The following is a 23315-nucleotide window of genomic DNA, read 5'->3' on the forward strand; positions in this document are numbered from 1 at the left end:
GCGGGGTGTAGACGCAGGCTCGCTCAGGTCTGCTCCTCGCACCGCCTTTCCGGGGCGTGTGGCGCAGGCTCCTGGGGTATCTGAATCCGCTGCACAGAAATCCCGTCAGCGCCGTTAACTTACCGCTCAGGACTTTTGCTCATCCGGGATTTCATGGCGCGGCATGGGGGTGCCTGGACATTGCTGTCGTTCGCCATTTGCATAAGGATAATCCTCTTGTCGCGAGGCGATCAGCAAGCGCAGGGTCTGTATAGAAATGGCCGCGCCAACTGTAGACAGCGCGCCCGCGATTAATGCGTATAACAAATCGCCCAGACACCAACAGTCCCACGCAATAAAAAAATTAATTGGGACAATAAATATAAACTGAACCACAGCCATTACAAATATAGAAATATGAACACCTGAAATCATAATTCATTATCTGTTTATTATCTTTAATGGTTGACTTAAATAACCGCAGCTCAACCCTACGGACATAGTCAAAAGCCACCATTTAAATTCATAGAGAATAGCAAACAATAATTATTATAATGACAGATTTATTTTTGTGATGACAACCTGTAATTTGCGAAACGACCGTTCGATAAATACGAATCAGAAGACCCGCAGGCAGACCGGGCAATATCTGCCCGATCTGATCACTCAGTGTGATAATGCAAATTCGATGGCCCGACGGACGGTGACTACCTGCGCCCGGGTACACTCCTGCGGAGACGTTTTCGCGCTATCGGGATAGACTTCGGTTGTGGTGGTAAACGGCGCGCCGGTCATGGTCGAGCACAGGTGCCAGGCATTATTGTCATACTCAACAATCCCCTGGCCGATGACCGGATAACCGAGCACGGTCTCGCCGGGCAGCGACGGAGCAATGTGCGTCACCTGCGCAACTGCGGAAATCAACGCGCTCTGGAAATCCAGCCTTGAATTGCGCTCGTCGCTAACCAGATAGAAGCCATCAGGAATATTCTCCGGTTTATACGCCACGCCGTCTCTGGCAGCCCGCGCGGGGCTGAACTCGCTTTCGTCCGTATCGGTCGTTTCATGCAAATCAACGTGAACGGCGAACCGACCTTTCAACGGCGAAATGAGCCTCATCAATGCCAGGGACTCCTCCGCTGCGCCCTCCGGGAAAAATTGCCGGTTAGGATCGACGGCATCGTAGTTCCAACGGGAAATACGCTCATAGGCCCAGGGGCTGACGCAGGGAGCAACCAGTAGATTGATTTTTCCCGCATACTCATCCTGATATTCCGTCAAAAACGTCAGGGCGCCCATCACGCCGCTGGTTTCATAACCGTGGACGCCGCCCGTCACGAGCGCCACCGGCAGAGTATCGTCCCAGTTTTTTGATTTTACCGCTCTCAACGGATAAACATCATCGGCGTAACGCAATTCGCCATACTGAATGACATCGAAGCGGTGCTTCAGGCCATCGAGGACATCTGACACATCGCGCTGATAGCTCCTGGATCGCGTCTGGTTCTGCCGCCACTGCTGTATTTCGTCTGCTGTCCAGGGTTGCCCCGGGGTACCGATTGGATAAAACTGATTCAGGGTCATATTTCACTCAGAGAATAAAAGAGAGTATCGGGTGCGGGAAGAGAAGTATGCAGCGCACCTTCCGGAACCGTCGATGAAAACATCTCGGGCAATCAGGCCGTTGGCTAATTGCGCCATCTCTGAATTAAAGCACAGATCGCCGCAAGGACAACAGCGGCTGAAGGCAGGTCAACAGGCGATTTCCCGCCAAAGCAGGATCAATACGGAGGCGGACGCTGTTCCTGCCGCCCGGAAAGCTGTGGCCTGGGGCAACCCGCCTTCGTATCAACAGCAGGTAAACTAACCGTGGAGCGAGAGCCCTTTGATCACTTTATCCACCCTTTTTTTCGGGCCACGGATCCCCAGCCCGACCAGATCCAGATTCTCCGCATCGGCGGCCATAAATACCTCACGATTGGCCTCATCATACCCGGTAGCAAACATGGCGTGGATGTAGGGAATGATGGTCACCTCCCGCTCAAGCGCTTTGCGATGCACGACCTGCAGTTTTTCCAGCCCGCCCTCAAAGATCAGCATGGGCTGGCCAGACATATTGCCATATTGCCGGCCCAGTGCATCGATATAGGGCTGGCCGAGGATCTCGGGTGCCGCAGAGGCAATCCCCGTCGCCAGAAATGCCACCACGTTCAGTCGCTGCCATGTCGCTAAATCATCGCGCACGATATAGGCAATCTTAGTGTCAAACGTCATCAAAATACTCCTGTCTGTACCGCGAAAAGGCTATCTTCACGCAGGCATGGGGCATCAGGATAGAACGTTTGAGCAGCGGCTCTGAAAGGCAACCGGAGACATCCGGTAGGCGCGTCGGAACCAGCGACCTAAATGGCTTTGATCGGCAAAACCGGTCTCTGCCGCAACCTGCGACACAGCCAGACCTCCAGCCAGCAGTCGTCGCGCGGTGCGCAGGCGCAGCCTGACCAGATACGCATGGGGCGTCTGTCCGAAGGCCGCCTTGAATTGCCGGCTCAGGCGGAACCGGTCGATACCGCTGATCTCGGCCAGCTCATCGAGGCCGGTATTGCAGGCAAGATGGTCGTGCAGATACTCGCGGACCCTGTTCATCCTGACCAGGGAATCGGTCATCGCCGTTGCTGGCTTTACGGCAACGTGCGGCGTCAGATGCGCCACCAGACGATCGAGGCTCTCATCACACGCCAGCCGACCTTCCCCATAATGAATGGCCGCAAACGCCTGCGAGATGGCCACGATCAATTCGCGATCGGCGGTCAGCGTATGGCGAAAAGCGGCCTCCACCAGAGAAATATCGCCCAAGCCGCGCTGATCCAGACTGTCGGACATCCAGCGCTGCGGGATGTAGAGCATGGCATAGGTGAATCCACTGGGCTGCGGGGCATGGCCATCATGCGCTGCGCCCGGCTCAATAAGGATCGCGTTTCCCGGCGTACTGGTATGCACCGCGCGGTGGCAGCTAAAGCGCTGAGAACCCTGTAACGTCACCCCTACCAGCAGCTCCTCGTGGTCATGGCTGTCGTAAGCATGGCCTTTAAAGTGCGCGTTGACGCTTTCAATCCCCGTCGCGGTATCCCGGCGAAAGTCGATCCAATCGCCGGATGTCGCCGGCGGCGTTTTTTCTGACATCATCACACTCTGACAACGTTGGCGAGACAATAAGCTTAACAGGGAACTGCGCGGCGAATTGGCCTAAAATGCGCCACATATTATCGGGGATCGGCGGCGCATCGCACCAGTCAGTCGCTCCCGGACGGGGGCGCCGGCGCCCCGTTTCAATCAATTTATTTGATGCATTATGTTAAACAAACGTGATTTATTCTCCTCAGGGAATACGTAAAGTAGTGATTATGCCCAACGAGAACCGGCAGGCTTATCGAGGCCGGCGCCCGTCTACTGAACATTTCCCCGCAAACCAGGATAAAGACGTCATGAAAAAGATTGGATTTTTGTCATTCGGTCACTGGACGCCATCGCCGCAGTCCGCTACCCGCTCTGCCGCTGACGCGTTGTTGCAATCCATCGATCTGGCGGTGGCCGCTGAAGAGCTGGGCGCTGACGGCGCCTGGTTCAGAGTGCATCACTTTGCCCGTCAGCTCAGCTCGCCGTTTCCCCTGCTGGCGGCGATCGGCGCCAGAACCCGGCGTATTGAGATAGGAACCGGCGTTATCGATATGCGCTATGAAAACCCGCTGTACATGGCCGAAGATGCCGGCGCCGCGGATTTGATCTCCGGCGGACGCCTGCAGCTGGGTATCAGCCGGGGCTCCCCGGAGCAGGTCATCGATGGCTGGCGCTATTTCGGTTACGTCCCTGGCGAAGGGGAAAATGAATCCGATATGGCGCGCCGGCATACTGAGGTGTTGCTGGACGTCCTGCGCGGCGAAGGCTTTGCGAAGCCCAATCCGCAGCCGATGTTCCCGAACCCGCCGGGTCTGCTGCGCCCGGAACCGCATTCCGCGGGTCTGCGCGACCGCATCTGGTGGGGCGCCGGTTCGAATGCGACGGCGGAGTGGGCCGCCAGACTGGGGATGAACCTGCAAAGCTCGACCTTAAAAGACGATGAAACCGGCGAACCGTTCCATATTCAACAGGCAAAACAGATCCGTGCCTATCGCGACGCCTGGGCGCAGGCCGGGCATACGCGGACGCCGCGCGTCTCGGTTAGCCGCAGCATTTTTGCCCTGATGGACGATCGGGACCGGCGCTATTTTGGCTCCAGCCATGACGACAGCGATAAAGTCGGTTTCCTCGATGAGAAGACCCGCGCAATTTTTGGTCGCAGCTACGCCGCCGAACCGGACAAGCTGATTGCCCAGCTGCAGCAGGATGAGGCGATTGCCGAGGCGGATACGCTGATGCTGACCGTGCCGAACCAGCTCGGCGTCGATTACAACGTGCACGTCATCGAGTCCATCCTGCGGCATGTGGCGCCGGCAATGGGCTGGCGCGACAAATAAATTTGCCCTCTCCACGCCCTGCCCGCCGCCGGCTGGCGGGGCACATGGCCCGGTGCAGATCGCCGGGATGAGTTATGGGCGGAGTGGCGGCTGAAGCTGATAGATCCACGCGGTCACGCGCTGCGCCTCTACCGTCGTCACCTCCACCGCCACGCGGTCGTAGCCCGCTTCGAACTCATCCAGCATCGGCCAGTGCGCGGCAAGTTTATCCGATGTAAAGAGATAGCCGTCGACCCGGGGACCGTTTTTATCAAGGACGATACCCGGGAAGTCGGCAGCGGCTCCCCAGCCGCGCGCATAAAACGTGCCGTGCACCCACCCCGGCAGCCACTCGCCGCCGATAGTTTCCAGAATGGGGGCATTTTCCTGGCCCGGACGCAGCGTGCCGTAAACAAATAAGCGTTCCATGATTCCTCGTCGCAAAATCACTCATGCCCGACGGGCGGTGAAAAGGTTCAAAATACGAGGGAACACGGCGCTTAGCAAGATGCGGGAAACGCGGATAATCCGCGGCAGAGAATGCATTAATTTTTCTGTAGTGTTTTTCAACCGCTTAGCGGATGGAGCGACTTTCCGGGTTGCCGATTCACCATCAGTAGAGTATGCCTGGAGTGTCTTATACCCTCAACCTCACTCACCATCCTATCGGAGGCTTTACATGAGCAAACTAGGGATTAATGGCTTTGGTCGTATCGGACGTCTGGTATTACGCCGTTTACTGGAAGTGAACAGCCCGCTTGAAGTGGTGGCGATCAACGATCTGACCTCACCGAAAGTGCTGGCCTATTTGTTAAAACATGATTCTAACTACGGGCCGTTCCCGTGGAGCGTTGATTTTACCGAAGATGCGCTCATCGTGAACGGCAAAAAAATTACCGTCTATGCCGAGAAAGAGGCCCGGCATATTCCGTGGAAAGCGGTGGGTGCAGAACTGATTGTCGAGTGTACCGGCTTCTACACATCAACCGAGAAGGCGCAGGCGCACCTCGATGCCGGGGCGAAAAAAGTCCTGATCTCCGCCCCTGCCGGTGACATGAAAACCATCGTCTATAATGTCAACGACGATACCCTGACCGCCGATGACACCATCATTTCCGTCGCCTCCTGTACCACCAACTGCCTGGCACCGATGGCCAAAGTGCTCAACGACGCCTTCGGCATTAAGCTCGGCACCATGACCACTATTCATGCCTACACCGGCACGCAGTCGCTGGTTGACGGCCCGCGGGGGAAAGATTTACGCGCCTCGCGCGCGGCGGCAGAAAATATCATCCCGCACACCACCGGGGCGGCGAAAGCCATCGGGCTGGTTATTCCTGCGCTCAGCGGCAAGCTGAAGGGTCACGCCCAGCGCGTGCCGACCAAAACCGGCTCAGTCACCGAACTGGTCTCCATCCTGGAGAAAAAAGTCACCGCCGATGAGGTCAACCAGGCGATGAAAAAAGCGGCGGAGAACAACGAATCCTTCGGCTACACCGAAGAAGAGATCGTCTCTTCCGACATTATCGGCAGCCATTTCGGCTCTATTTACGATGCCACCCAGCTTGAAGTCGCCGAAGCCGGCGATGTTCAGCTGGTCAAAACCGTCGCCTGGTACGATAACGAGTACGGTTTTGTCACCCAGCTCATCCGCGTACTGGATAAATTTGCCCACTAGCCATCGCGGCGACGAAAAAAAGCGGATAGCCCGGCTATCCGCTTGTCGCCCGGCCGGAACCGGCGCTGGCGACTACCGCGCTGACGACTGTAAATAGACGACCTGGGTCTGCAGATACTCATTCAGCCCATGACGACCGTCGGCACCGCCGATACCTGATTTTCGCCATCCGGCATGGAAGCCCTGCATCGCTTCAAAGTTCTCGCGGTTAATGTAGGTTTCACCGAACTTCAGCCCCTTTATCGCCTTCATCGCCACATTCAGATCCCGGGTATAGATCGAGGAGGTCAGGCCATAGTCGCTGTCATTGGCCATCGCCAGCGCCTCATCCAGGGTGTCAAACGCCACCACCGGCAGCACCGGGCCAAACGTCTCTTCATGAATGATGTCCATCTCCTGGCGTACGTCCAGCAGCAGCGTCGGCGGATAGAAATAGCCGCGGCCCGCTACCGCATTGCCGCCCAGCGCCAGACGCGCCCCCTGCGCTAACGCTTTGGCGACTTTCTGCTCGACGCGTTCCCGCGCGGCGGCGTTGATCAACGGCCCCATGGCGATATCGTCCCGGGTAGCCGGGTCGCCAAACTGTACCGCCTTTAAAGCTTCGCCCAGGCGATTTACAAACCGATCGTAAATGCCTTTTTGTACGTAGACCCGCTCCACGCAGTTACATACCTGCCCGCTGTTAATGACCCGGGAATCCACCACCGCTTTTACCGCCAGCTCAAGGTCGGCATCATCCATCACGATGGCCGGCGCCTTGCCGCCCAGCTCAAGGCACACTTTAGTGATGTTCTTCGCCGCGGCGGCCATAATCTTCTCGCCCGCGCCGACGCTGCCGGTCATGCTGACCATCGCCACTTTGGGATTGGCCGCCAGCTCGTGACCAACGGTTTCACCGCGGCCCAGCACCAGATTAAATACCCCTTTCGGCAGACCGATGTCATCGACAATCTGCGCAAACGCGACGGCATTGTTGGGGGTAAATTCGCTGGGTTTAATGACGATGGTGTTACCGGTAATTAACGCTGGCGCCAGCTTGCGGGCGATCAGGAAGAACGGGAAGTTCCACGGCAGGATTCCGGTGGTGACGCCCAGCGCGCGTTTGAAGACGAGGATGTTTTCTCCTGGCCGATCGCTCTGGACGATTTCGCCTTCATAGCGACGCGCCCACTCGGCCATATAGTCAAGATAATCGGCGGTAAATGAGACCTCCACCGCCGCCAGCTGCTGGGTTTTGCCCCCTTCCGCCACGATCAGCGCGGCAATCTCCTGCGCGCGCTGGCGAATGCCGGCGGCAATTTTCCGCAGCCAGCCCGCGCGCTCAATCGCCGGCAGCGCCTCCCAGGCAGGCTGCGCGCGCTCTGCCGCCTCAATAGCCCGCCGGGCATCCTCAGCCGTGCCATCGGGAATACGGGAAAGCAGCGCTTCCGTTGCCGGGTTGAGTACATCGATCCAGGCGTCGCCGCGCCCAACCACAAACTGACCATCAATATACATCGGGTGCTGAACGGGTGCTGTCATGGCCTGCTCCTGTAGATTTAGTGTTTTTAACAAGTAACTTATTTGTTAAAAATCTACCCACACGCCGCGCTAAGAGCAGACGGTCAGCATAATTTTGTGAAACAGCTCATGAAAACGCGCCAACATCACGCCGATGAAGTTACATACTGGCAACAAAAATTGCCCGTTTGCGAAAAACGCGCCGCAAACGGGCAACGCTCAGCCGGGCGCGCGGGCGTTCAGCGCTTCACCCAGCAGGTTGTCTTCACTCAAGCGTTGTCCGGCTTCGAGGATCCGGGCGGGGATATCTACATGGACGATAAAATCTTTTCCGCGCGGGCCGTATCCCTGGGGCGCATCCAGCAACCGCGGCAGCTCGCCAAGAATCAGCGACAGGTAGCGTCCGACCGGCCACAGCCCGGCAGCGTCACCGCGAAACGCCAGCCCGTTCGCCGTATTGTCCAGCAGCGGCGCGCAGCCCGGCGTGCTGTACCACTGCGGCACGACCGCCTCGCCCTGCCAGACCCGGGCAAAGGTCGCCATAGTTCGCCGCTGCATCGTCGGATCCTGGAGCACCACGCCAGCGCGGGGAGCGATTCCCGTCGCCGCCAGCATCTCGCGGGTAAAGCGCGCGTTCTCACCGCAGTTGGTGGAACGATCCTCAACCACGATCCTGTCGCGGGGGATATGCCAGAAACGGTGGGCGATATCGGCGAGGATATGCGCCTCCGGGCGCCCGTCGACCGGCAGCGACCGATAGCGCGGATCGTTGCGTACCGCGTCGTAGAGAAAGACCGTGGAGTGGCCAATCCCGCCGCTAATCAGCAGCGGGACCCCGGCGTCAGCCGCCAGCCGACAGGCGGCATCAATGGTCGGGATCACCGCATTGCCCGCCAGCACCACAATATCCACCGCCGGCGTCGGCGCCTGTGCGGTAAAATCATCCAGCGCCAGCCACTGGCCCAGGCGGTTGGCCGCCGCCAGCGTTGCATCCGGCAGGGATGGGAACTGCTCACTCATACTCGCTCCTTTCATGCCATCTCATCCATCAAGGACGTCCGGCCCTATCATAACCCCTCACCCACAGCGTCGGCGAATAAACGGGGAAGGCGTGACTAAAAAGCCCCCATGCTAGCTAAAAACGAATGGCTTGCGCCTGAATCATCACCGCAATGATGCCATTAACGCGCGCAGAGGCTCACGCATCATCATGTTGGCCACCTGAAAATCGATAAAAGGCGCGGAGGACGGCAGCCGATGACCGGGTAGCGGCGTATCGGGCAGGAACGGCGGGCCTGTCAGCCGCCGCCATCTTCTGCGGCGGCTGATGAAACTCGCCAGGTTATGCTTTGCTAAAATGACGCCGACAGCAGACCCGCGGCTGTCGGCATCCGGTCAGGCGTTCAGCCTCTCCAGCTGCGTTTGCCCTTCCCGCTTCTGTTTTATCCTCCAGAACAGCCATAGCGCCACAAACCACAGCGGCGTCGCCATCAGCGCTTTCAGCGTATCCGGATCGAAGATCATGATAAAAATCGAGAAGGCGAAAAACAGCAGGCTGATCCAGCTCATGACAACCCCCGCCGGCATCTTAAAGGTCGATTGTTCATGCAGATCCGGACGCTTGTGGCGATACACCAGATAAGCCACCAGAATCATCCCCCAGCTGAATACCACCATAATCGCCGCCAGCGTCGACACAATGGTGAACAGCGTCATCACGTTCGGCACCAGGAACAGCAGCAGCGTGCCGCTGAGCATGCAGAAGCAGGAGAACAGCAGGCTACGCACCGGAATACGCGTGGTGCGCGACAGAATGCGGAACTGGCCGTGGGCATGTTTCTCTACCGACAGGCCGTACAGCATGCGGGTACTGGAATAGACGCCGCTGTTGGCCGATGACATCGCCGAGGTCAGCGCGACAAAGTTAATCACCGCCGCCGCCGCAGGCAGCCCGGCATTAGCAAACAGCGTGACGAAGGGGCTGGCATCCGGCGAGACGCCAGGCCAGGAAGCCACGGCAATAATCACCACCATCGAGAGCAGATAAAAAATGATAATCCGCAGCGGCAGCGCGTTAATCGCCTTCGGCAAAATCTTCTGCGGATCGCGGGTTTCGGCGGTCATCGTGCCGAGCAGCTCAATTCCGGTAAAGGAGAAGATCGCTATCTGGAAACCGGCAAAGAAGCCGGTGACGCCGTGCGGCATAAACACCGTCGGGTCGGTGATGTGGTGCAACGAAGCTTTCACGCCATCAGGCGAAGTCCAGCCGGTCGCCACCATCCACGCGCCGGTGAGAATCAGCGCAATAATGGTAATGACCTTGATCAGTGCAAACCAGAATTCGGCCTCGCCGAACATTTTGACCGACAGCAAATTGAACAGGAACAGAATGCCGAGGGTGCTGAGCGCCGGCACCCAGGCTGACATCTCCGGAAACCAGTACTGCATATAGCTACCGCACACCACCACATCGGCGATACAGGTCACCACCCAGCTCAGCCAGTAGGTCCAGCCTAAATAGAAGCTGGCCTGCGGACCGAGATAATCGCCGATGAAATCGGCGAAAGAGCGGTAATCAAGCCGGGTGAGCAGCACCTCGCCCATAGCCCGCATCACCATATAGGTAAAAAAACCCACCAGGACATAAATCACGAGGATCGAGGTCCCCGCCACCGCAATATTTCTTCCCGCCCCCATGAACAGGCCGGTGCCGATAGCGCCGCCCAGCGCAATCATCTGAATGTGCCGGGCGCCAAGGCCGCGTTTGAGCTGCGACGGGCACTCCCCGTCGATGGCAGGATTCACCTGCCCCTCGCGTTGATGTTGAGTCATGTCGATTCCTTCAAGCAGGCAAAGAAAGGCATGGCGCGGCTGACTTCAGCAACAAACCGGCGCGTTGCCCGGTTGCCACTCCCGCATTCGGAAATAAGATGTACGGCGCGTGAGCCTGAACAACCCACGTTTTATCCGGCTGGCGGGCAATTTCATACCCGGCAGGCAGCGCGGTGAAGTTGTCAATTTTCGGGTCAAGGTTGAGCGTAAAATCGCTGTCGCTCTTGATGATGCTCTCCTGCACCAGAAAATAGTCCGCCGGCGCTTTGTCCCGCGCAGGCAGCGCAGCGTCGGCAATCAGTGCGCGCACCGCGGCGTCGGTCCCGGCAAACAGACGGAGGTCGTTTTCGCCAAAAGCCATCACTTTGCCCAGCTCCAGGGTGGCACTTTGCGCGCCGAATTTTTCGCTGGTGTAGTGCGTAAAGGTGCCGCCAGGTTCGGTATGACGCACGATGGCATCCATAGCGCTGGCCTGCAGCAGCGCGTAAAACCCGGCGTCATACTCTCCCTCGCGGGCCGGGAGCAGCGCAAACTGGCGGTGGCGCGAACCGCGTATCGCGGTATGCAAATCCAGATGTAGCCGACGCGCGTGGCCCTGGCGATCCGCGGTCGCAAAGAAGGCCGCGACCGCCCCCTCCAGCTCCACCGCGCGCCGGGACTCATTCCCCGGTGCCACGGCGAGATGCCGCCCGCCAAACAGGCGGTTGAGGTCGTTATGCAAATAGCGGCGACCGGCGCGAATGGCCGGCAGATTGCCGAACACCAGCAGCAGCGCATGGCTGAGCGGCTGTTTACCCTCGCTCAGCGCCTGCATGATCTGCAGCAGGATCTCAATCGGCGCGGTTTCGTTGCCATGGATCCCCGCTGACACTACCGTAGCCTGGGTCCATGGCGTCTGCGGCAGCAGTTGCAGCACGCCATCGGCTAACCAGCTTGCCTCCATCGCCGCCGGAAAAGGCCAGCGGCTCAGCTTGCACTGGAGTAAATCATTGACTGTTTTTTCCATTCCCGGTCCCTTAGCGCTGGAAGTCATAGACCGAACCCAGACCTAAAATCTGCGTCAGTTCATCAAGGGCCTGGTAAACCTCGCTCAACAGCTGCGGGTCGCCGAGGTCACGGGCATGCAGACGGTCGCGGTAATGTTTTTCAACCCAGCCGGTCAACTGCTGATAGCGTTCGTCATTCATCAGGCTACGCGGATTCACCGCCGCCAGTTCGTCATGATTCAGCACGACGCGCAGGCGCAGGCACGCCGGGCCGCCGCCGTTACGCATGCTTTCACGCAGATCAAAGACCGCCACCTCGTTGATCGGCGAAGCGCCGCTGCTGACCAGTTCACTCAGGTACTGCCAGACATTACTGCGCTGGCGACACTCTTCCGGCACCACGATCAGCATCGTGCCATCCGCTTTACTGAGCAGCTGACTGTTGAACAGATAGGAGGCCACGGTATCATCGAGACTGACCTGCGCCTGGGGCACTTCGACGCTGGTAAACGGGATATCCAGCCGCGCGGTTTTTTCCCGCAGCGTGTCCAGCACCGCCTGCTGATTTAAAAAAGCATGCTGATGATGGAACAGCACGTGGCGGTTGCTGACCGAAATCACATCGTTATGGAACACCCCGTGGTCGATGGCCGCCGGATCCTGCTGGGCGAATACGGTATATTCCGGGTTCAGCCGATGCAGACGCGCAATCGCCTGGCTGGCTTCGAGGGTCTGACGGGCCGGATATTTCGCCGGCGCCACGCCGCCGCTGGCGCGCTTACCGTAGACAAAAAACTGTACCCCCTGGCGGTCATAGTCGGTGCAAAAGCGGCTATGGTTCGCCGCCCCTTCGTCGCCTAAATCGCCATGCTGCGCCAGCGCGTCGTGGTGGCTAAAACGGGTCTCATCGGCAAAGGTGGCGCGCAGAATCGACGCGGTCGTCGGCGCCTCCTGAGAACGATGCAGCTTGTTGTTCAGGTTGGCGACCGTGAAATGCAGCTTTCCGTCGGCGCTGTCGGCAGAAGGCGATACCGTGGCGGCGTTGGCGGTCCACATCGACGACGCGGAGCTAAATGCGGACAGCAGATGCGGCGCCTCGACGGCGGCCTGCTGAATCACCTGCGCATCGCTCCCCTGAAAGCCCAGTCCGCGCAGAGCGGAAATATTTGGCCGCGGCTGCGGCGGTAAAATGCCCTGAACGAAGCCTTTGTCGGCCAGGGTTTTCATTTTAAACAGCCCCTGCAGCGCCGCTTTCTTCGGGTTGGATAAGCCGTCGCGGTTGTTTTGCGAGGCTTCGTTGCCGACCGAAAGACCGGCGTAATGGTGCGTCGGCCCAACCAGGCCATCAAAATTAGCTTCAAAACCAGACATGGTGTCCTCACAGAATCCGTTATCAGAATGACAGGCCAGGCGAGAGGGTCGCCGGCAGCGTCAGCGTTTCGCTGACCAGGGAGGCCATTGGCCACGCGCAGTAATCGGCGGCATACCACGCCGAAGCGCGATGGTTGCCGGACGCTCCCACGCCGCCAAAAGGCGCTTTACTGGAGGCGCCGGTTAGCGGCTTGTTCCAGTTAACGATTCCGGCGCGTGCCTCGTCGGCAAACTGCTCAAACAGCGCCGGGTCGGCGGAAATGAGCCCCGCGGCCAGCCCATAACGGGTGTGGTTGGCAATGCGGATCGCCTCATCAAAGGTGTCATAGCGGATCACGGTCAACAGCGGACCAAAGTACTCTTCATCGGGAACATCCAGGCCGGTCACATCAATAATACCCGGCGTTAAGAGCGTGGAGCGCGGGTCCGGCTGATGCAGGCGTAGCAGGACGTTGCCGCCCAGTTCTTCCAGTTTGTCCTGCGCCGCCAGCATCCCCTGCGCCGCCTGAAGAGAGATAACCCCTCCCATAAACGGCTGTGGTTCGGCGTCCCATTTTCCGCTGCGGATCCTCGCGCTGGCCTCAACCAGACGCTGCAGCAGCGCATCGCCTTCGGCGCCGCGTTTGACCAGCAGCCGGCGCGCGCAGGTGCAGCGCTGTCCGGCGGAGATAAAGGCGGATTGAATAATCACATTCAGCGCCGCATCGCTGTCGGTCACATCGGCGACAATCAGCGCGTTATTGCCGCCCATCTCCAGCGCCAGCATTTTCTCCGGCTGACCGCTGAGGTAGCGATGGAAATGGAATCCGGTAGAGGCGCTGCCGGTAAACAGCACGCCGTCGATATCCCGGTTTTCCAGCAACGCCTGGCCGGTCTCTTTCCCCCCCTGAATCAGGTTGATAACGCCGTCCGGGATCCCGGCCTGCAGCCACAGCTTCACCGTCAGTTCGGCGGTGGCGGGCGTCAGTTCGCTCGGCTTAAACACCACGGTATTCCCGGCAATCAGCGCCGGAATAATGTGTCCGTTCGGCAGGTGACCGGGAAAATTGTAGGGGCCAAAAACGGCCATCACGCCGTGCGGCTTATGGCGCAGCAGCGCTTTACCGTCCGGCATCGCGGTTTCGCGCTGGCCGGTACGCTCGCTGTAGGCTTCTATCGAGATGCCCGCTTTCCCCATCATCGCCTGCACTTCGGTGCGGGTTTCCCACAGCGGCTTGCTGGTTTCCCGGGAGATAAGCGTCGCCAGCGCCTCTTTTTGCGCTTCCAGCAGGGCGGCAAACCGCTGAACGCAGGCGATGCGCTCCGCCAGCGGTCGGTGGGACCAGGCATAGAATGCGCCGCGCGCTGCCGCGCAGGCGGCCTGCACCTCCGCCGCACCGGCGCTGGGCGCCTGCCACAGGACGGATTGATCTTCCGGAGCCAGTTTGGTCAGCGTTGCGCCGCTCCCCTGCTGCCACTGCCCTGCGATTAACTGTGCATTTATCGCCATGATATTCTTGCCTCCGGATGTAAAGTCACCGCATGAACCCGGTCGGTTTCATTCACCGCCAGTGCGTCCAGCGCGGCCTGATTAAGTTGCGATTGATCGTCCGGCGATATCAATACCGCACGGAACTGTTCGAACTGGTTGTTGGCGACGATAAGCGGCGACGACCGCTCCGTCATCAGCTGCATGGCCGGAATAAACTGGCTCTCGCTGATTGCCCTGATGGCGTCGGTTTCAGCTTCCAGTACCGGGCCGGCATCAAAAATATCGACCGAACCGCGCCAGCTGAATCCCTCTTTCTCCAGAATCGCCCGCGCCGGCGAGGTATTGGCATGCACCTGGCCGATCGCTTCGCGGGCGTCATCCGGCAGCAGCGACACGTAAATCGGGTACGCCGGCATCAGTTCGGCAATAAAGGTTTTCATTCCCGTACCGGTCAGCCGGTCGGCATCGGCAAACGGAATGTCGAAAAAGTGATGGCCCAGCGCGTCCCAGAAGGGGGAATTGCCCTGCTCATCGCTGCGCCCGCGTAATTCTGCAAACAGATGCGGTGAAAACAGCTCTCTGAAGGCGGCGATAAACAGGAAGCGCGCCTTCGACAGAAACAGACCATTACGGTTTTTCTGATATTCCGGGTCCAGGAACAGCGTGCACAGCTCGCTGTGTCCGGTGTGGTCGTAGCTGAGATTCAGCAATTCCTGATTTTTATAGACCCCCAGCTCTTTCGAGGCGCGGACGGTACGCTGCAGGCGAAAATTATAAAAGGGCTCGTCGAGGCCCACGGCGACTTCAATGGCGCTGACCCCCACGACCCGCGCCAGGCGGGTATCTTCCAGCACAAAGAGAAAGCCCTGCTGGCCGCGCGGCAGCTTACCGGCAAAGGTCTCGACGCTGCGCTGGATCCGCGCGGCCAGCCGCGCGGGGTCGTTGGGTAACGAGGTCATACCGACTCCCGCCCGCGACGCGAGGCGGATAATATCGTCGAGGTCATCTTCCCGAACGGGACGAAATAGCATCATAAACCGTCCCCCGATTAGCGCGTCAGGCGGGCGACGGCGCGTTCAAGGCGCACGAAAGCGTCCTCAATGTCCGCCAGCGGAATATTGAGCGCCGGAGCAAAGCGCAGGACATCCGGACCGGCAATCAGCGCAATGACGCCCTCTTCCGCGGCCAGATTGGTCAGGGTTTTAGCCTGGCCGCGCAGATGGCTGGCCAGCTCTGCGCCGATCAACAGCCCCTTACCGCGTACCGCGCTGAAGAGATCGTAGCGAGCGTTCAGCGCGTTCAGCTTCTCGACGATGAGGTCATGACGCCGGGCGACGCCGGCCAGCAGTGGGTCATCCAGCTGGGCCAGAACGGTGTTGGCGACCGTCGCCGCCAGCGGATTGCCGCCGAACGTGGTGCCGTGGGTGCCCGGCTGGAAAACCTGAGCCCAGGCCTCTTTGGCCAGCATCGCCCCAATCGGGAAACCGCCGCCGAGTCCTTTCGCGCTGGTGAGAATATCCGGAACCACGTTGTAGTGCTGGTAGGCATACAGCGTGCCGGTACGTCCGGCACCAGTCTGGACCTCATCAAAAATCAGCGCAGCATCGTGCTGGTCGCACAGTTCGCGCAGCGCCTGCAGGAACGCCGGGTCGGCAGGCATCACGCCGCCTTCGCCGATAATCGGCTCGACGATCACCGCGCAGGTGCGGTCCGATATTGCCGCTTTGACCGCCGCGATATCGTTATAGGGCAGATGGGTAATATCCTGCGGCAGCGGCGCATAATCGCATGAGTATTTCGGCTGCCCGCCGACCGTCACGGTAAACAGCGTGCGGCCGTGGAATGCATTCTGGAAGGCGATAATTTCGCTTTTGTCCGCGCCAGACTTATCGTGGGCATATTTACGCGCCAGTTTCAGCGCCGCTTCATTGGCTTCCGCCCCGGAGTTACAGAAGAACACCTTATCGGCAAAGGTCGATTCCACCAGCGTTTTCGCCAGCTGCAGCACCGGCTCATTGGTATAGCCGTTGCCGATATGCCAGAGGTTATCAAGCTGAGATTTCAGCGCCGCAACCAGCGCCGGATGGGTGTGCCCGAGAGAGTTAACGGCAATGCCGCCCGCTAAATCGATATATTCTTTACCCTGCTGATCCCAGACTTTCGAGCCCGCCGCCTTCACTGGAATAAAGGGCGCAGGGGCAAAACAGGGAACCATGTAAGAATTAAAATCTTCACGAGTCATAGAGCCTGACATAACAATTCTCCGGAACGATTATTGGCATTATTCAGTGGGCCAATCATGGTGAGTCGACATTAACAATTCCCCGATCCCTGTTTTACTGGCGAACGAGCCCGTTGCGATGAAGATATATTCACCACAATAAAACAAAGCCTTTTTATATTTATGGGTATTTGTTAACTCTCGGTTAATACCTTGTGCATTGCGTGCTCTCATGCTGGGCCCTGTCGCGTGACAAAGTCAATACCAGCACCATCATTTTATTCACTTTTTGAAGATCATCAAGATAATGATAAATATGAAAAAATTATTTTACTATTCACCATAGTGCATAAAATATGCATATAAATGCACAGCATGATCCCGTTTTTGGCTGCGTAGTTATGCAATCGAAAAACCAAATTTCTAACAAAAATTTAAAATTCGGAATACCCGTCAAATACCGGTTTATAAAATTGGTGATAACATTCATTGCACAGAGTTTACTGCTGTGTACCCTGAATCATTCGGGTTGCAGGAAGGCGGCGACGCAGGGGATCCCCAGGGCTTACTGAAGTGAATGACTGGGGTGAACGAGGAAAGCCAACGCTCATGCGGCTTGAAGTATGACGGGTAGAAATATTCCACGGTTTCACACGACATAAATAACACTAAGAACAGGACTCTTATGGAAAAGTTATCTTACGCATCTGAAAGTAGTACATCTCCATGGACAACCTACCTGCGCCAGATCGACCGCGTCGCGCCTTACCTGGGCGATCTCGCCTACTGGGTGGAAACTCTGCGTCACCCGAAACGCGCGCTGATTGTCGACATTCCGGTGCAGATGGATGATGGCACTATCCGTCACTTTGAAGGTTACCGCGTACAGCACAATCTATCGCGTGGACCGGGTAAAGGTGGTGTTCGCTACCATCCAGACGTTGACCTGAACGAAGTGATGGCGCTTTCTGCCTGGATGACCATTAAGTGCGCCGCGGTCAATATTCCTTACGGCGGCGCCAAAGGCGGCGTGCGCGTTGACCCGTTCAGCCTGTCAGAAGGCGAGCTGGAGCGTCTGACCCGCCGCTATACCAGCGAAATCGGTCTGATTATCGGGCCGCAGAAAGATATTCCGGCCCCGGACGTCGGCACCAACGGTAAAGTAATGGCGTGGATGATGGATACCTATTCCATGAACCATGGCACCACGATTACCGGCGTGGTGACCGGCAAGCCGATTCACCTCGGCGGTTCGCTGGGACGTGAAAAAGCGACCGGTCGCGGCGTCTTTATTACCGGCCGTGAAGTCGCCGGCCGTTCCGGAATTGAAATTGAAGGCGCGAAAGTGGCGCTGCAAGGTTTTGGTAACGTCGGTAGCGAAGCCGCTCGTCTGTTCGCCGAAGTGGGCGCGCGGATCGTGGTGATTCAGGACCACACCGCCACCCTGTATAACGAAGGGGGCATTGATATGGCCGCCCTGACCGCATGGCAGGCTGAGAAGAAGCAGATTGCCGGTTTCCCGGGCGCCCGTGAAATCGACAAAGATGCCTTCTGGACCACCCAGATGGACATTCTGATCCCCGCCGCGCTGGAAGGCCAGATCACGCGCGAGCGCGCAGAAAAACTGACCTGTAAGCTGGTGCTGGAAGGGGCGAACGGCCCGACCTATCCGGAAGCGGATGATGTCCTTGCCGAACGCGGTGTCGTCGTGGTGCCTGACGTTATCTGTAACGCCGGCGGCGTGACCGTCAGCTACTTTGAATGGGTCCAGGATATGGCGAGCTTCTTCTGGAGCGAAGAAGAGATCAACGCCAAGATGGACCGCATCATGACTGACGCGATCATTCACGTTTGCGAGAAGGCCGCAGACAAAGAGTGCTCTCTGCGTACCGCAGCCTATATCGTCGCCTGTGAACGCATTCTGATGGCGCGTAAAGATCGCGGTATCTACCCAGGCTAAGATGCAGCGCTCCCCGCCCGGGCTATCGCCCGGGCTTTTTTTTGTCCACGCCAGGCCATCCCACCGGTAGCGCCCTTCCCGGTTCGTTCTTCCCCCCTGCACGTCAGCGTGTCAGGTATTCCCCCTGCTAAGCGCACGTAGCGTTAACAACTTTTTAGCATCTGCCCTTGAATTTGGCTTTCCATCAGGAATAGAATCATTAGAGCTCTAATGATTTTGTCATGTACTGATCCGAAGAAGACTATGGATAACCGGCAGCTTACCTTTTCCCATCTGTTGTATCTCACGGCCCACCACTGGCGGCTGGCGGTCAATCGCCGCCTGAAAGACCTCGGTATGAGTCAGGCCAGCTGGGTCGCGGTTGCGGCCATTGCCCGCAACGCCGACCCGCTGTCGCAAATTGAGCTGGCCCAGGAGCTGGGCGTGGAAAGCGCCACCATCGTTCCGCTGGTCAATCGCCTTGTCGGGCTGGGGCTGGTCGAGCGCGTTATCACCGAGCGCGATAAACGCAAACGGCTGCTGGTCGCCACAGAAAAGGGTCTTGAGGTCTATCACCAGGTCAAAACCGTGGCGGACGCCCTGCGCGAAGAGATCCTCAGTTCCATCACCGCCGAGGAGCGCGAGCGCACTCAGCGGGTACTGGAAACCCTGCTGCGCGAGCTGGAGAAAAAATAATGCCGCGCCGCGAGAGTAATCCCTATCGCCCTCATGACTGGGCGCCGCACGAGAAACCCGCGCTGCTCGGCTCGCCGTCAACGCCGATTCACAGCCCTCCGAAACGCATCGCCTATGGCATCGTCGGGCTGCTGGTGTGCCTGACCGGCGCGCTGGGTAATGCGGTGGTGACCGCCAACCTGCAAAACCTGCAGGGGACATTTGCCGCGTGGTCCACGGAGATCGCCTGGCTGCCCGCGGTGTACGTGATGACCAACGTGTCGATTAACATGCTGCTGGTGAAATTCCGCCAGCAGTTCGGCCTGCGCGCCTTTACCGAAGGCTTCCTGGTGCTCTACGTGCTGGTGACCTTTTTCCACCTCTTCGTCAACGATCTCAGCTCGGCGATGATGGTTCGCGCCGCCCACGGCATGGTGGCGGCCGCCCTCAGTTCTTTGGGTATCTATTATCAGGTGCAGGCGTGGCCCGCTCGCCACCGCCTGAAAGCGTTGACGATTGGCATTACCGGCTCCTCGCTGGCGATCCCCATTGCCCGCCTGTTCTCCACCGAACTGTTACAGCTTGACGAATGGCGCGGACTCTACTTCTTCGAACTGGGGCTGGCACTCATATCCCTGGCCTGCGTTATCGTGCTGAAGCTGCCGCCCAGCGATCGGAAAAAGGTGTTCGAGAAAAAGGATTTCATTACCTTCATGTTGCTGGCGCCCGGCATGGCGCTGGTCTGCGCCGTCCTGTCGCTGGGCCGTCTCGACTGGTGGTTTGAAGCCCCGTGGATTGGCTGGTCGCTGGCGGGCGCGGTGGTGTTAATTGTCTCGGCCATTGTTTTTGAGCACAACCGAAGCAACCCGCTGCTCAATACGCAGTGGCTCTCCAGCGGCAGTATCCTGCGTCTGGGGCTGATTATGCTGCTTATTCGCATTGTGCTGGCGGAGCAAAACACCGGGGTTATCGGCTGGCTACAGTACGCGGGGCTGCAAAACGAACAGATGGGCACGCTGGCCTGGTCAATTTTCGCCGGTATCCTCAGCGGGATTATCGCCAGCTGTCTGACCCTCAATCCGCAGCGGCTCTACTGGCCGATCGCCACCGCGCTGACCTGCATCATGCTAGCCTCGCTGCTCGACAGTCAGTCCACCATCCTGACTCGCCCGGAGCAGCTGATGTTCAGCCAGTTTTTACTCGGTTTCGGCAGCGCCTTTTTCCTCGCTCCGGCCATGCTCGCCGGGATCGGCGGGGTCATTGCCGACCCGCGCAACCTGGTGAGTTTTTCGGTGCTGTTTGGGATGAGCCAGAATATCGGCGGCCTGCTGGGTTCGGCTATTCTCGGGACCTTCCAGACCTGGCGGGAGAAGTTCCACTCCAGCCAGCTGGCCGACCAGCTGACCACTCTGAACCCGTTAATTACCGAGCGCCTGCAGCAATACAGCCAGCTGTACCAAAGCCAGATCGGCGACAGTACCCTGCTGAACGTCCAGGCCAGCACGCTGCTGCAAAACGCCTCGACGCTGCAGGCCAATATTCTTGCCTACAATGACACCTATCTTCTGACCGCGGCGATTTCCGCCGGGACGCTGATCTGGGTGTTCTGGCGATTGATAAGACTGCGTATTACCGCCCGTATCGCGTTGCAACGCGCGACGGGCAGCAAATAACACTGATAATTTTTCTCTGGAGTCGTTATGAGTCAGCAGGATGCGGCCAGGCAACAGGCCAACACCCGCAATAATATCCGCGTGGTATCTATTTTTACCGCCGCCGCCATCGGTCTTATCGGCGTGCTGGTGATTTTGTATGCCTGGCAGCTGCCGCCGTTTACCCGCCACAGCCAATTTACCGATAACGCCTATGTTCGCGGGCAGACCACCTTTATCAGTCCGCAGGTCAGCGGCTATGTGACTGCCGTTAATGTCCAGGATTTCGCCTACGTCAAGCCAGGCCAGGTGCTGTTCCAGATTGATGACCGGATCTACAAACAGCGCGTTCATCAGGCGCAGGCGACGCTGGCGATGAAAGAGGCGGCGCTGAAAAATAACCTGCAGCAGCGTAAAAGTGCCGAGGCGGTCATTCAACGCAACGAAGCGGCGCTGCAAAACGCCCGCGCGCAGAACCAGAAAAACCAGGCCGATTTAAAACGCGTGCAGGATTTGACCGCCGACGGTTCACTGTCCATACGCGAACGCGATTCCGCCCGGGCCAGCGCGGCGCAGGGTTCCGCCGATATTGAACAGGCAAAAGCAACGCTGGAAATGTCGCGCCAGGATCTGCAATCAACCATCGTAAACCGCGATGCGCTGGCAGCCGACGTCGCCAGCGCCAGCGCGGCGCTGGAGCTGGCGGAAATCGATCTGAACAACACGCGCATTGTCGCCCCCACCGCCGGTCAGCTCGGACAGATATCCGTGCGCCTCGGCGCCTACGTTAGCGCCGGTACCCACTTAACCTCGCTGGTGCCGCCGCAGCACTGGGTGATCGCCAACCTGAAAGAGACCCAGCTGGCGCAAATTCGTATCGGCCAGCCCGCCACCTTTACCGTCGATGCGCTGAACGGCGAAACATTCAGCGGTACCGTACAAAGCATCTCGCCGGCGACCGGCGTTGAGTTCAGCGCTATCTCCCCGGATAACGCCACCGGCAACTTTGTCAAAATCGCGCAGCGCATTCCGGTGCGCATTGCGGTGAAGGACGGGCAGAAGAACAGTTCGCGACTGCGCCCGGGAATGTCGGTGCAGGTCACCATTGATACCCGCGAGGGAGCACAGCCATGATCCGCCCGCTGACTCTCGCGCTGGCCCTCGTACTGATCGGCTGTCAATCGGCGGACGTTCAGCGTGCCGGGTCGTCATTACAGATCCCGGCCGCCTGGCGTGCCGATGTCGGCCCGGCCAGCCCGGTGGAAGGGGTGTGGTGGCGCCACTTTCACGACAGCCAGCTCAATCGCTATGTCGACCAGGCGCTACGCTACAACAGCGATGTGCTGATCGCCCGCGAGCGCGTCAATGAGTATCAGGCCCGGGCCTACGCCGTCGATAGCAGCCTGTTTCCATCGCTGGATGCCTCATTGACCGGCACCCGCGCGCGGTCGCAGTCCGCAGCAACCGGCCTGCCCGTGCACAGCACGGTCTACAAAGGCGGATTAACCGCCAGCTATGATGTGGATATCTGGGGCGCTAACCGCAGCGCGGCCAGCGCCGCCCAGGCGAGTCTGGAGGCGCAAAAAGCCGCCGCCGCGGCCGCCGACCTCACCGTCGCCACCTCGGTGGCCGCGGGGTATCTGACGCTGCTTTCGCTGGATGAGCAGCTGCGGGTCACCCGGCAGACGCTGAAATCGCGCCAGGACGCGTACAACCTGGCTAAACGTCAGTTTGAGACCGGCTATACATCGCGCCTGGAGCTGATGCAGGCCGATTCTGAACTGCGTTCAACCCGTTCGCAGATCCCGCCGCTTCAGCATCAAATAGCTCAGCAGGAGAACGCCCTGAGCGTCCTGACGGGCAGCAACCCTGGCAGCATTCAGCGCCAGGATTTCAGCCGACTGACGCCGCTCGCGCTGCCGTCCCAGCTGCCCTCCACGCTGCTGAACCGCCGTCCGGATATTGTTCAGGCCCAGCGGCAATTGCTTGCCGCCGATGCCACCCTCGCCTCCTCGCAGGCGCAGCTCCTGCCGTCGATCAATTTGACCGCCACCGGTAGCCTGCAGGATCGGACGTTGCCGGACCTGCTCGATAACCCGCTGCGGTTGTGGAGCCTTGGCGGCAGTATTCTCGCCCCGCTGCTCAACCGTCAGGCGCTCAATGCGCAGGTGGATGTGTCGATGGCGCAACGCAACCAGGCGCTGTACGGTTATGAGAAGACGGTGCGCGGCGCGTTTCAGGAAGTGAATGACAGTCTTGATGCCATCGCCCGCTATGGCGAGCAGTTAAACGAACTCCTCAGCCAGCAAGAGGTGGCGCAGGAAACCTTGCGCATTGCGCAGAATCGCTACCGCAACGGCTACTCCTCCTATCTTGACGTACTGGACGCCCAGCGCACGCTGTTCGCTACGCAGATTAGCGTTGTGCAGGTGAAAAACAATCTGCTACTGGCGCAGGTGGATTTATACCGGTCGCTGGGAGGCGGCTGGTCAGACTCATCAGGGACGTAACGCGGGAA

20 protein-coding genes are annotated in these 23315 nt (G+C 58.8%); 7 read left to right on the forward strand and 13 right to left on the reverse strand.

Features of this window, described 5'->3' with window-relative positions; translation table 11 throughout:
- Positions 1–126 precede the first annotated feature (126 nt).
- The 4 genes from Q1L34_RS14495 to Q1L34_RS14510 form a co-directional block, all read right to left on the reverse strand.
- A complete protein-coding gene (locus Q1L34_RS14495) occupies positions 127–414 on the reverse strand; it encodes a hypothetical protein (protein ID WP_224050026.1) in 288 nt (95 codons plus the stop codon).
- A gap of 231 nt (positions 415–645) precedes the next feature.
- A complete protein-coding gene (locus tag Q1L34_RS14500; RefSeq protein ID WP_004861401.1) occupies positions 646–1563 on the reverse strand; it encodes a M14 family metallopeptidase in 918 nt (305 codons plus the stop codon).
- A gap of 279 nt (positions 1564–1842) precedes the next feature.
- The gene (locus tag Q1L34_RS14505; RefSeq protein WP_004861398.1) at positions 1843–2253 is read right to left on the reverse strand and encodes a DUF2000 domain-containing protein; all 411 of its coding nucleotides are present in this window, start codon (positions 2251–2253) and stop codon (positions 1843–1845) included.
- 54 nt (positions 2254–2307) lie between these two features.
- The gene (locus Q1L34_RS14510; RefSeq protein ID WP_104895357.1) at positions 2308–3162 is read right to left on the reverse strand and encodes an AraC family transcriptional regulator; all 855 of its coding nucleotides are present in this window, start codon (positions 3160–3162) and stop codon (positions 2308–2310) included.
- Between the two features lie 302 nt (positions 3163–3464).
- Here Q1L34_RS14510 and Q1L34_RS14515 point away from each other — a divergent pair, with 302 nt between their 5' ends.
- Positions 3465–4493, forward strand: a complete 1029-nt coding sequence (locus Q1L34_RS14515; RefSeq protein ID WP_004861392.1) for an LLM class flavin-dependent oxidoreductase — start codon at positions 3465–3467, stop codon at positions 4491–4493.
- A gap of 72 nt (positions 4494–4565) precedes the next feature.
- Here the strand turns inward: Q1L34_RS14515 and Q1L34_RS14520 are convergent, their stop codons facing one another.
- Complete coding sequence (locus tag Q1L34_RS14520) at positions 4566–4901, reverse strand: gamma-glutamylcyclotransferase family protein (RefSeq protein WP_015584451.1); 336 nt, start codon at positions 4899–4901, stop codon at positions 4566–4568.
- A 250-nt stretch (positions 4902–5151) separates the two neighbouring features.
- Here Q1L34_RS14520 and gap point away from each other — a divergent pair, with 250 nt between their 5' ends.
- A complete protein-coding gene (gene gap, locus Q1L34_RS14525) occupies positions 5152–6150 on the forward strand; it encodes a type I glyceraldehyde-3-phosphate dehydrogenase (RefSeq protein WP_044352203.1) in 999 nt (332 codons plus the stop codon).
- A 72-nt stretch (positions 6151–6222) separates the two neighbouring features.
- Here the strand turns inward: gap and aldA are convergent, their stop codons facing one another.
- From aldA to Q1L34_RS14565, 8 genes are all read right to left on the reverse strand, one after another.
- Positions 6223–7671, reverse strand: coding sequence for an aldehyde dehydrogenase (gene aldA / locus Q1L34_RS14530; RefSeq protein WP_065906444.1), 1449 nt, complete (start codon positions 7669–7671; stop codon positions 6223–6225).
- A gap of 198 nt (positions 7672–7869) precedes the next feature.
- Entirely contained in the window at positions 7870–8670 is an 801-nt protein-coding gene (locus tag Q1L34_RS14535; RefSeq protein WP_128318858.1) for a YdcF family protein, read from the reverse strand.
- 375 nt (positions 8671–9045) lie between these two features.
- A complete protein-coding gene (locus Q1L34_RS14540; protein WP_327204122.1) occupies positions 9046–10482 on the reverse strand; it encodes an amino acid permease in 1437 nt (478 codons plus the stop codon).
- 10 nt (positions 10483–10492) lie between these two features.
- Positions 10493–11488: a succinylglutamate desuccinylase gene (gene astE, locus Q1L34_RS14545; protein WP_327204123.1), complete on the reverse strand. Its 996-nt coding sequence runs from the start codon at positions 11486–11488 to the stop codon at positions 10493–10495.
- A gap of 10 nt (positions 11489–11498) precedes the next feature.
- The gene (gene astB, locus Q1L34_RS14550; RefSeq protein WP_064359905.1) at positions 11499–12839 is read right to left on the reverse strand and encodes an N-succinylarginine dihydrolase; all 1341 of its coding nucleotides are present in this window, start codon (positions 12837–12839) and stop codon (positions 11499–11501) included.
- Between the two features lie 22 nt (positions 12840–12861).
- Entirely contained in the window at positions 12862–14328 is a 1467-nt protein-coding gene (gene astD / locus Q1L34_RS14555; RefSeq protein WP_004861363.1) for a succinylglutamate-semialdehyde dehydrogenase, read from the reverse strand.
- A complete protein-coding gene (gene astA / locus Q1L34_RS14560; RefSeq protein ID WP_160873162.1) occupies positions 14319–15341 on the reverse strand; it encodes an arginine N-succinyltransferase in 1023 nt (340 codons plus the stop codon). The genes astD and astA overlap by 10 nt, the downstream gene beginning before the upstream one ends.
- A gap of 17 nt (positions 15342–15358) precedes the next feature.
- A complete protein-coding gene (locus Q1L34_RS14565; protein ID WP_004861358.1) occupies positions 15359–16564 on the reverse strand; it encodes a bifunctional succinylornithine transaminase/acetylornithine transaminase in 1206 nt (401 codons plus the stop codon).
- 652 nt (positions 16565–17216) lie between these two features.
- On the opposite strand from Q1L34_RS14565, the gene Q1L34_RS14570 reads away from it, so the two are divergent.
- The 5 genes from Q1L34_RS14570 (at position 17217) to Q1L34_RS14590 (ending at position 23307) form a co-directional block, all read left to right on the forward strand.
- Complete coding sequence (locus tag Q1L34_RS14570) at positions 17217–18491, forward strand: Glu/Leu/Phe/Val family dehydrogenase (RefSeq protein ID WP_004861355.1); 1275 nt, start codon at positions 17217–17219, stop codon at positions 18489–18491.
- Between the two features lie 243 nt (positions 18492–18734).
- The gene (locus Q1L34_RS14575) at positions 18735–19166 is read left to right on the forward strand and encodes a MarR family winged helix-turn-helix transcriptional regulator (protein ID WP_015584457.1); all 432 of its coding nucleotides are present in this window, start codon (positions 18735–18737) and stop codon (positions 19164–19166) included.
- Positions 19166–20818 carry an MFS transporter gene (locus Q1L34_RS14580; RefSeq protein WP_327204124.1) on the forward strand — a complete coding sequence of 551 codons (1653 nt, stop codon included), beginning with the start codon at positions 19166–19168 and terminating at the stop codon, positions 20816–20818. The genes Q1L34_RS14575 and Q1L34_RS14580 overlap by 1 nt, the downstream gene beginning before the upstream one ends.
- 27 nt (positions 20819–20845) lie before the next feature.
- The gene (locus tag Q1L34_RS14585) at positions 20846–21931 is read left to right on the forward strand and encodes an HlyD family secretion protein (RefSeq protein ID WP_325989830.1); all 1086 of its coding nucleotides are present in this window, start codon (positions 20846–20848) and stop codon (positions 21929–21931) included.
- Entirely contained in the window at positions 21928–23307 is a 1380-nt protein-coding gene (locus tag Q1L34_RS14590) for an efflux transporter outer membrane subunit (RefSeq protein ID WP_204111734.1), read from the forward strand. The genes Q1L34_RS14585 and Q1L34_RS14590 overlap by 4 nt, the downstream gene beginning before the upstream one ends.
- The last annotated feature ends 8 nt before the right edge of the window (positions 23308–23315 follow it).

The sequence above is a fragment of the Klebsiella ornithinolytica genome, from assembly GCF_030505655.1.
Classification (GTDB): Bacteria; Pseudomonadota; Gammaproteobacteria; order Enterobacterales; family Enterobacteriaceae; genus Klebsiella; species Klebsiella ornithinolytica.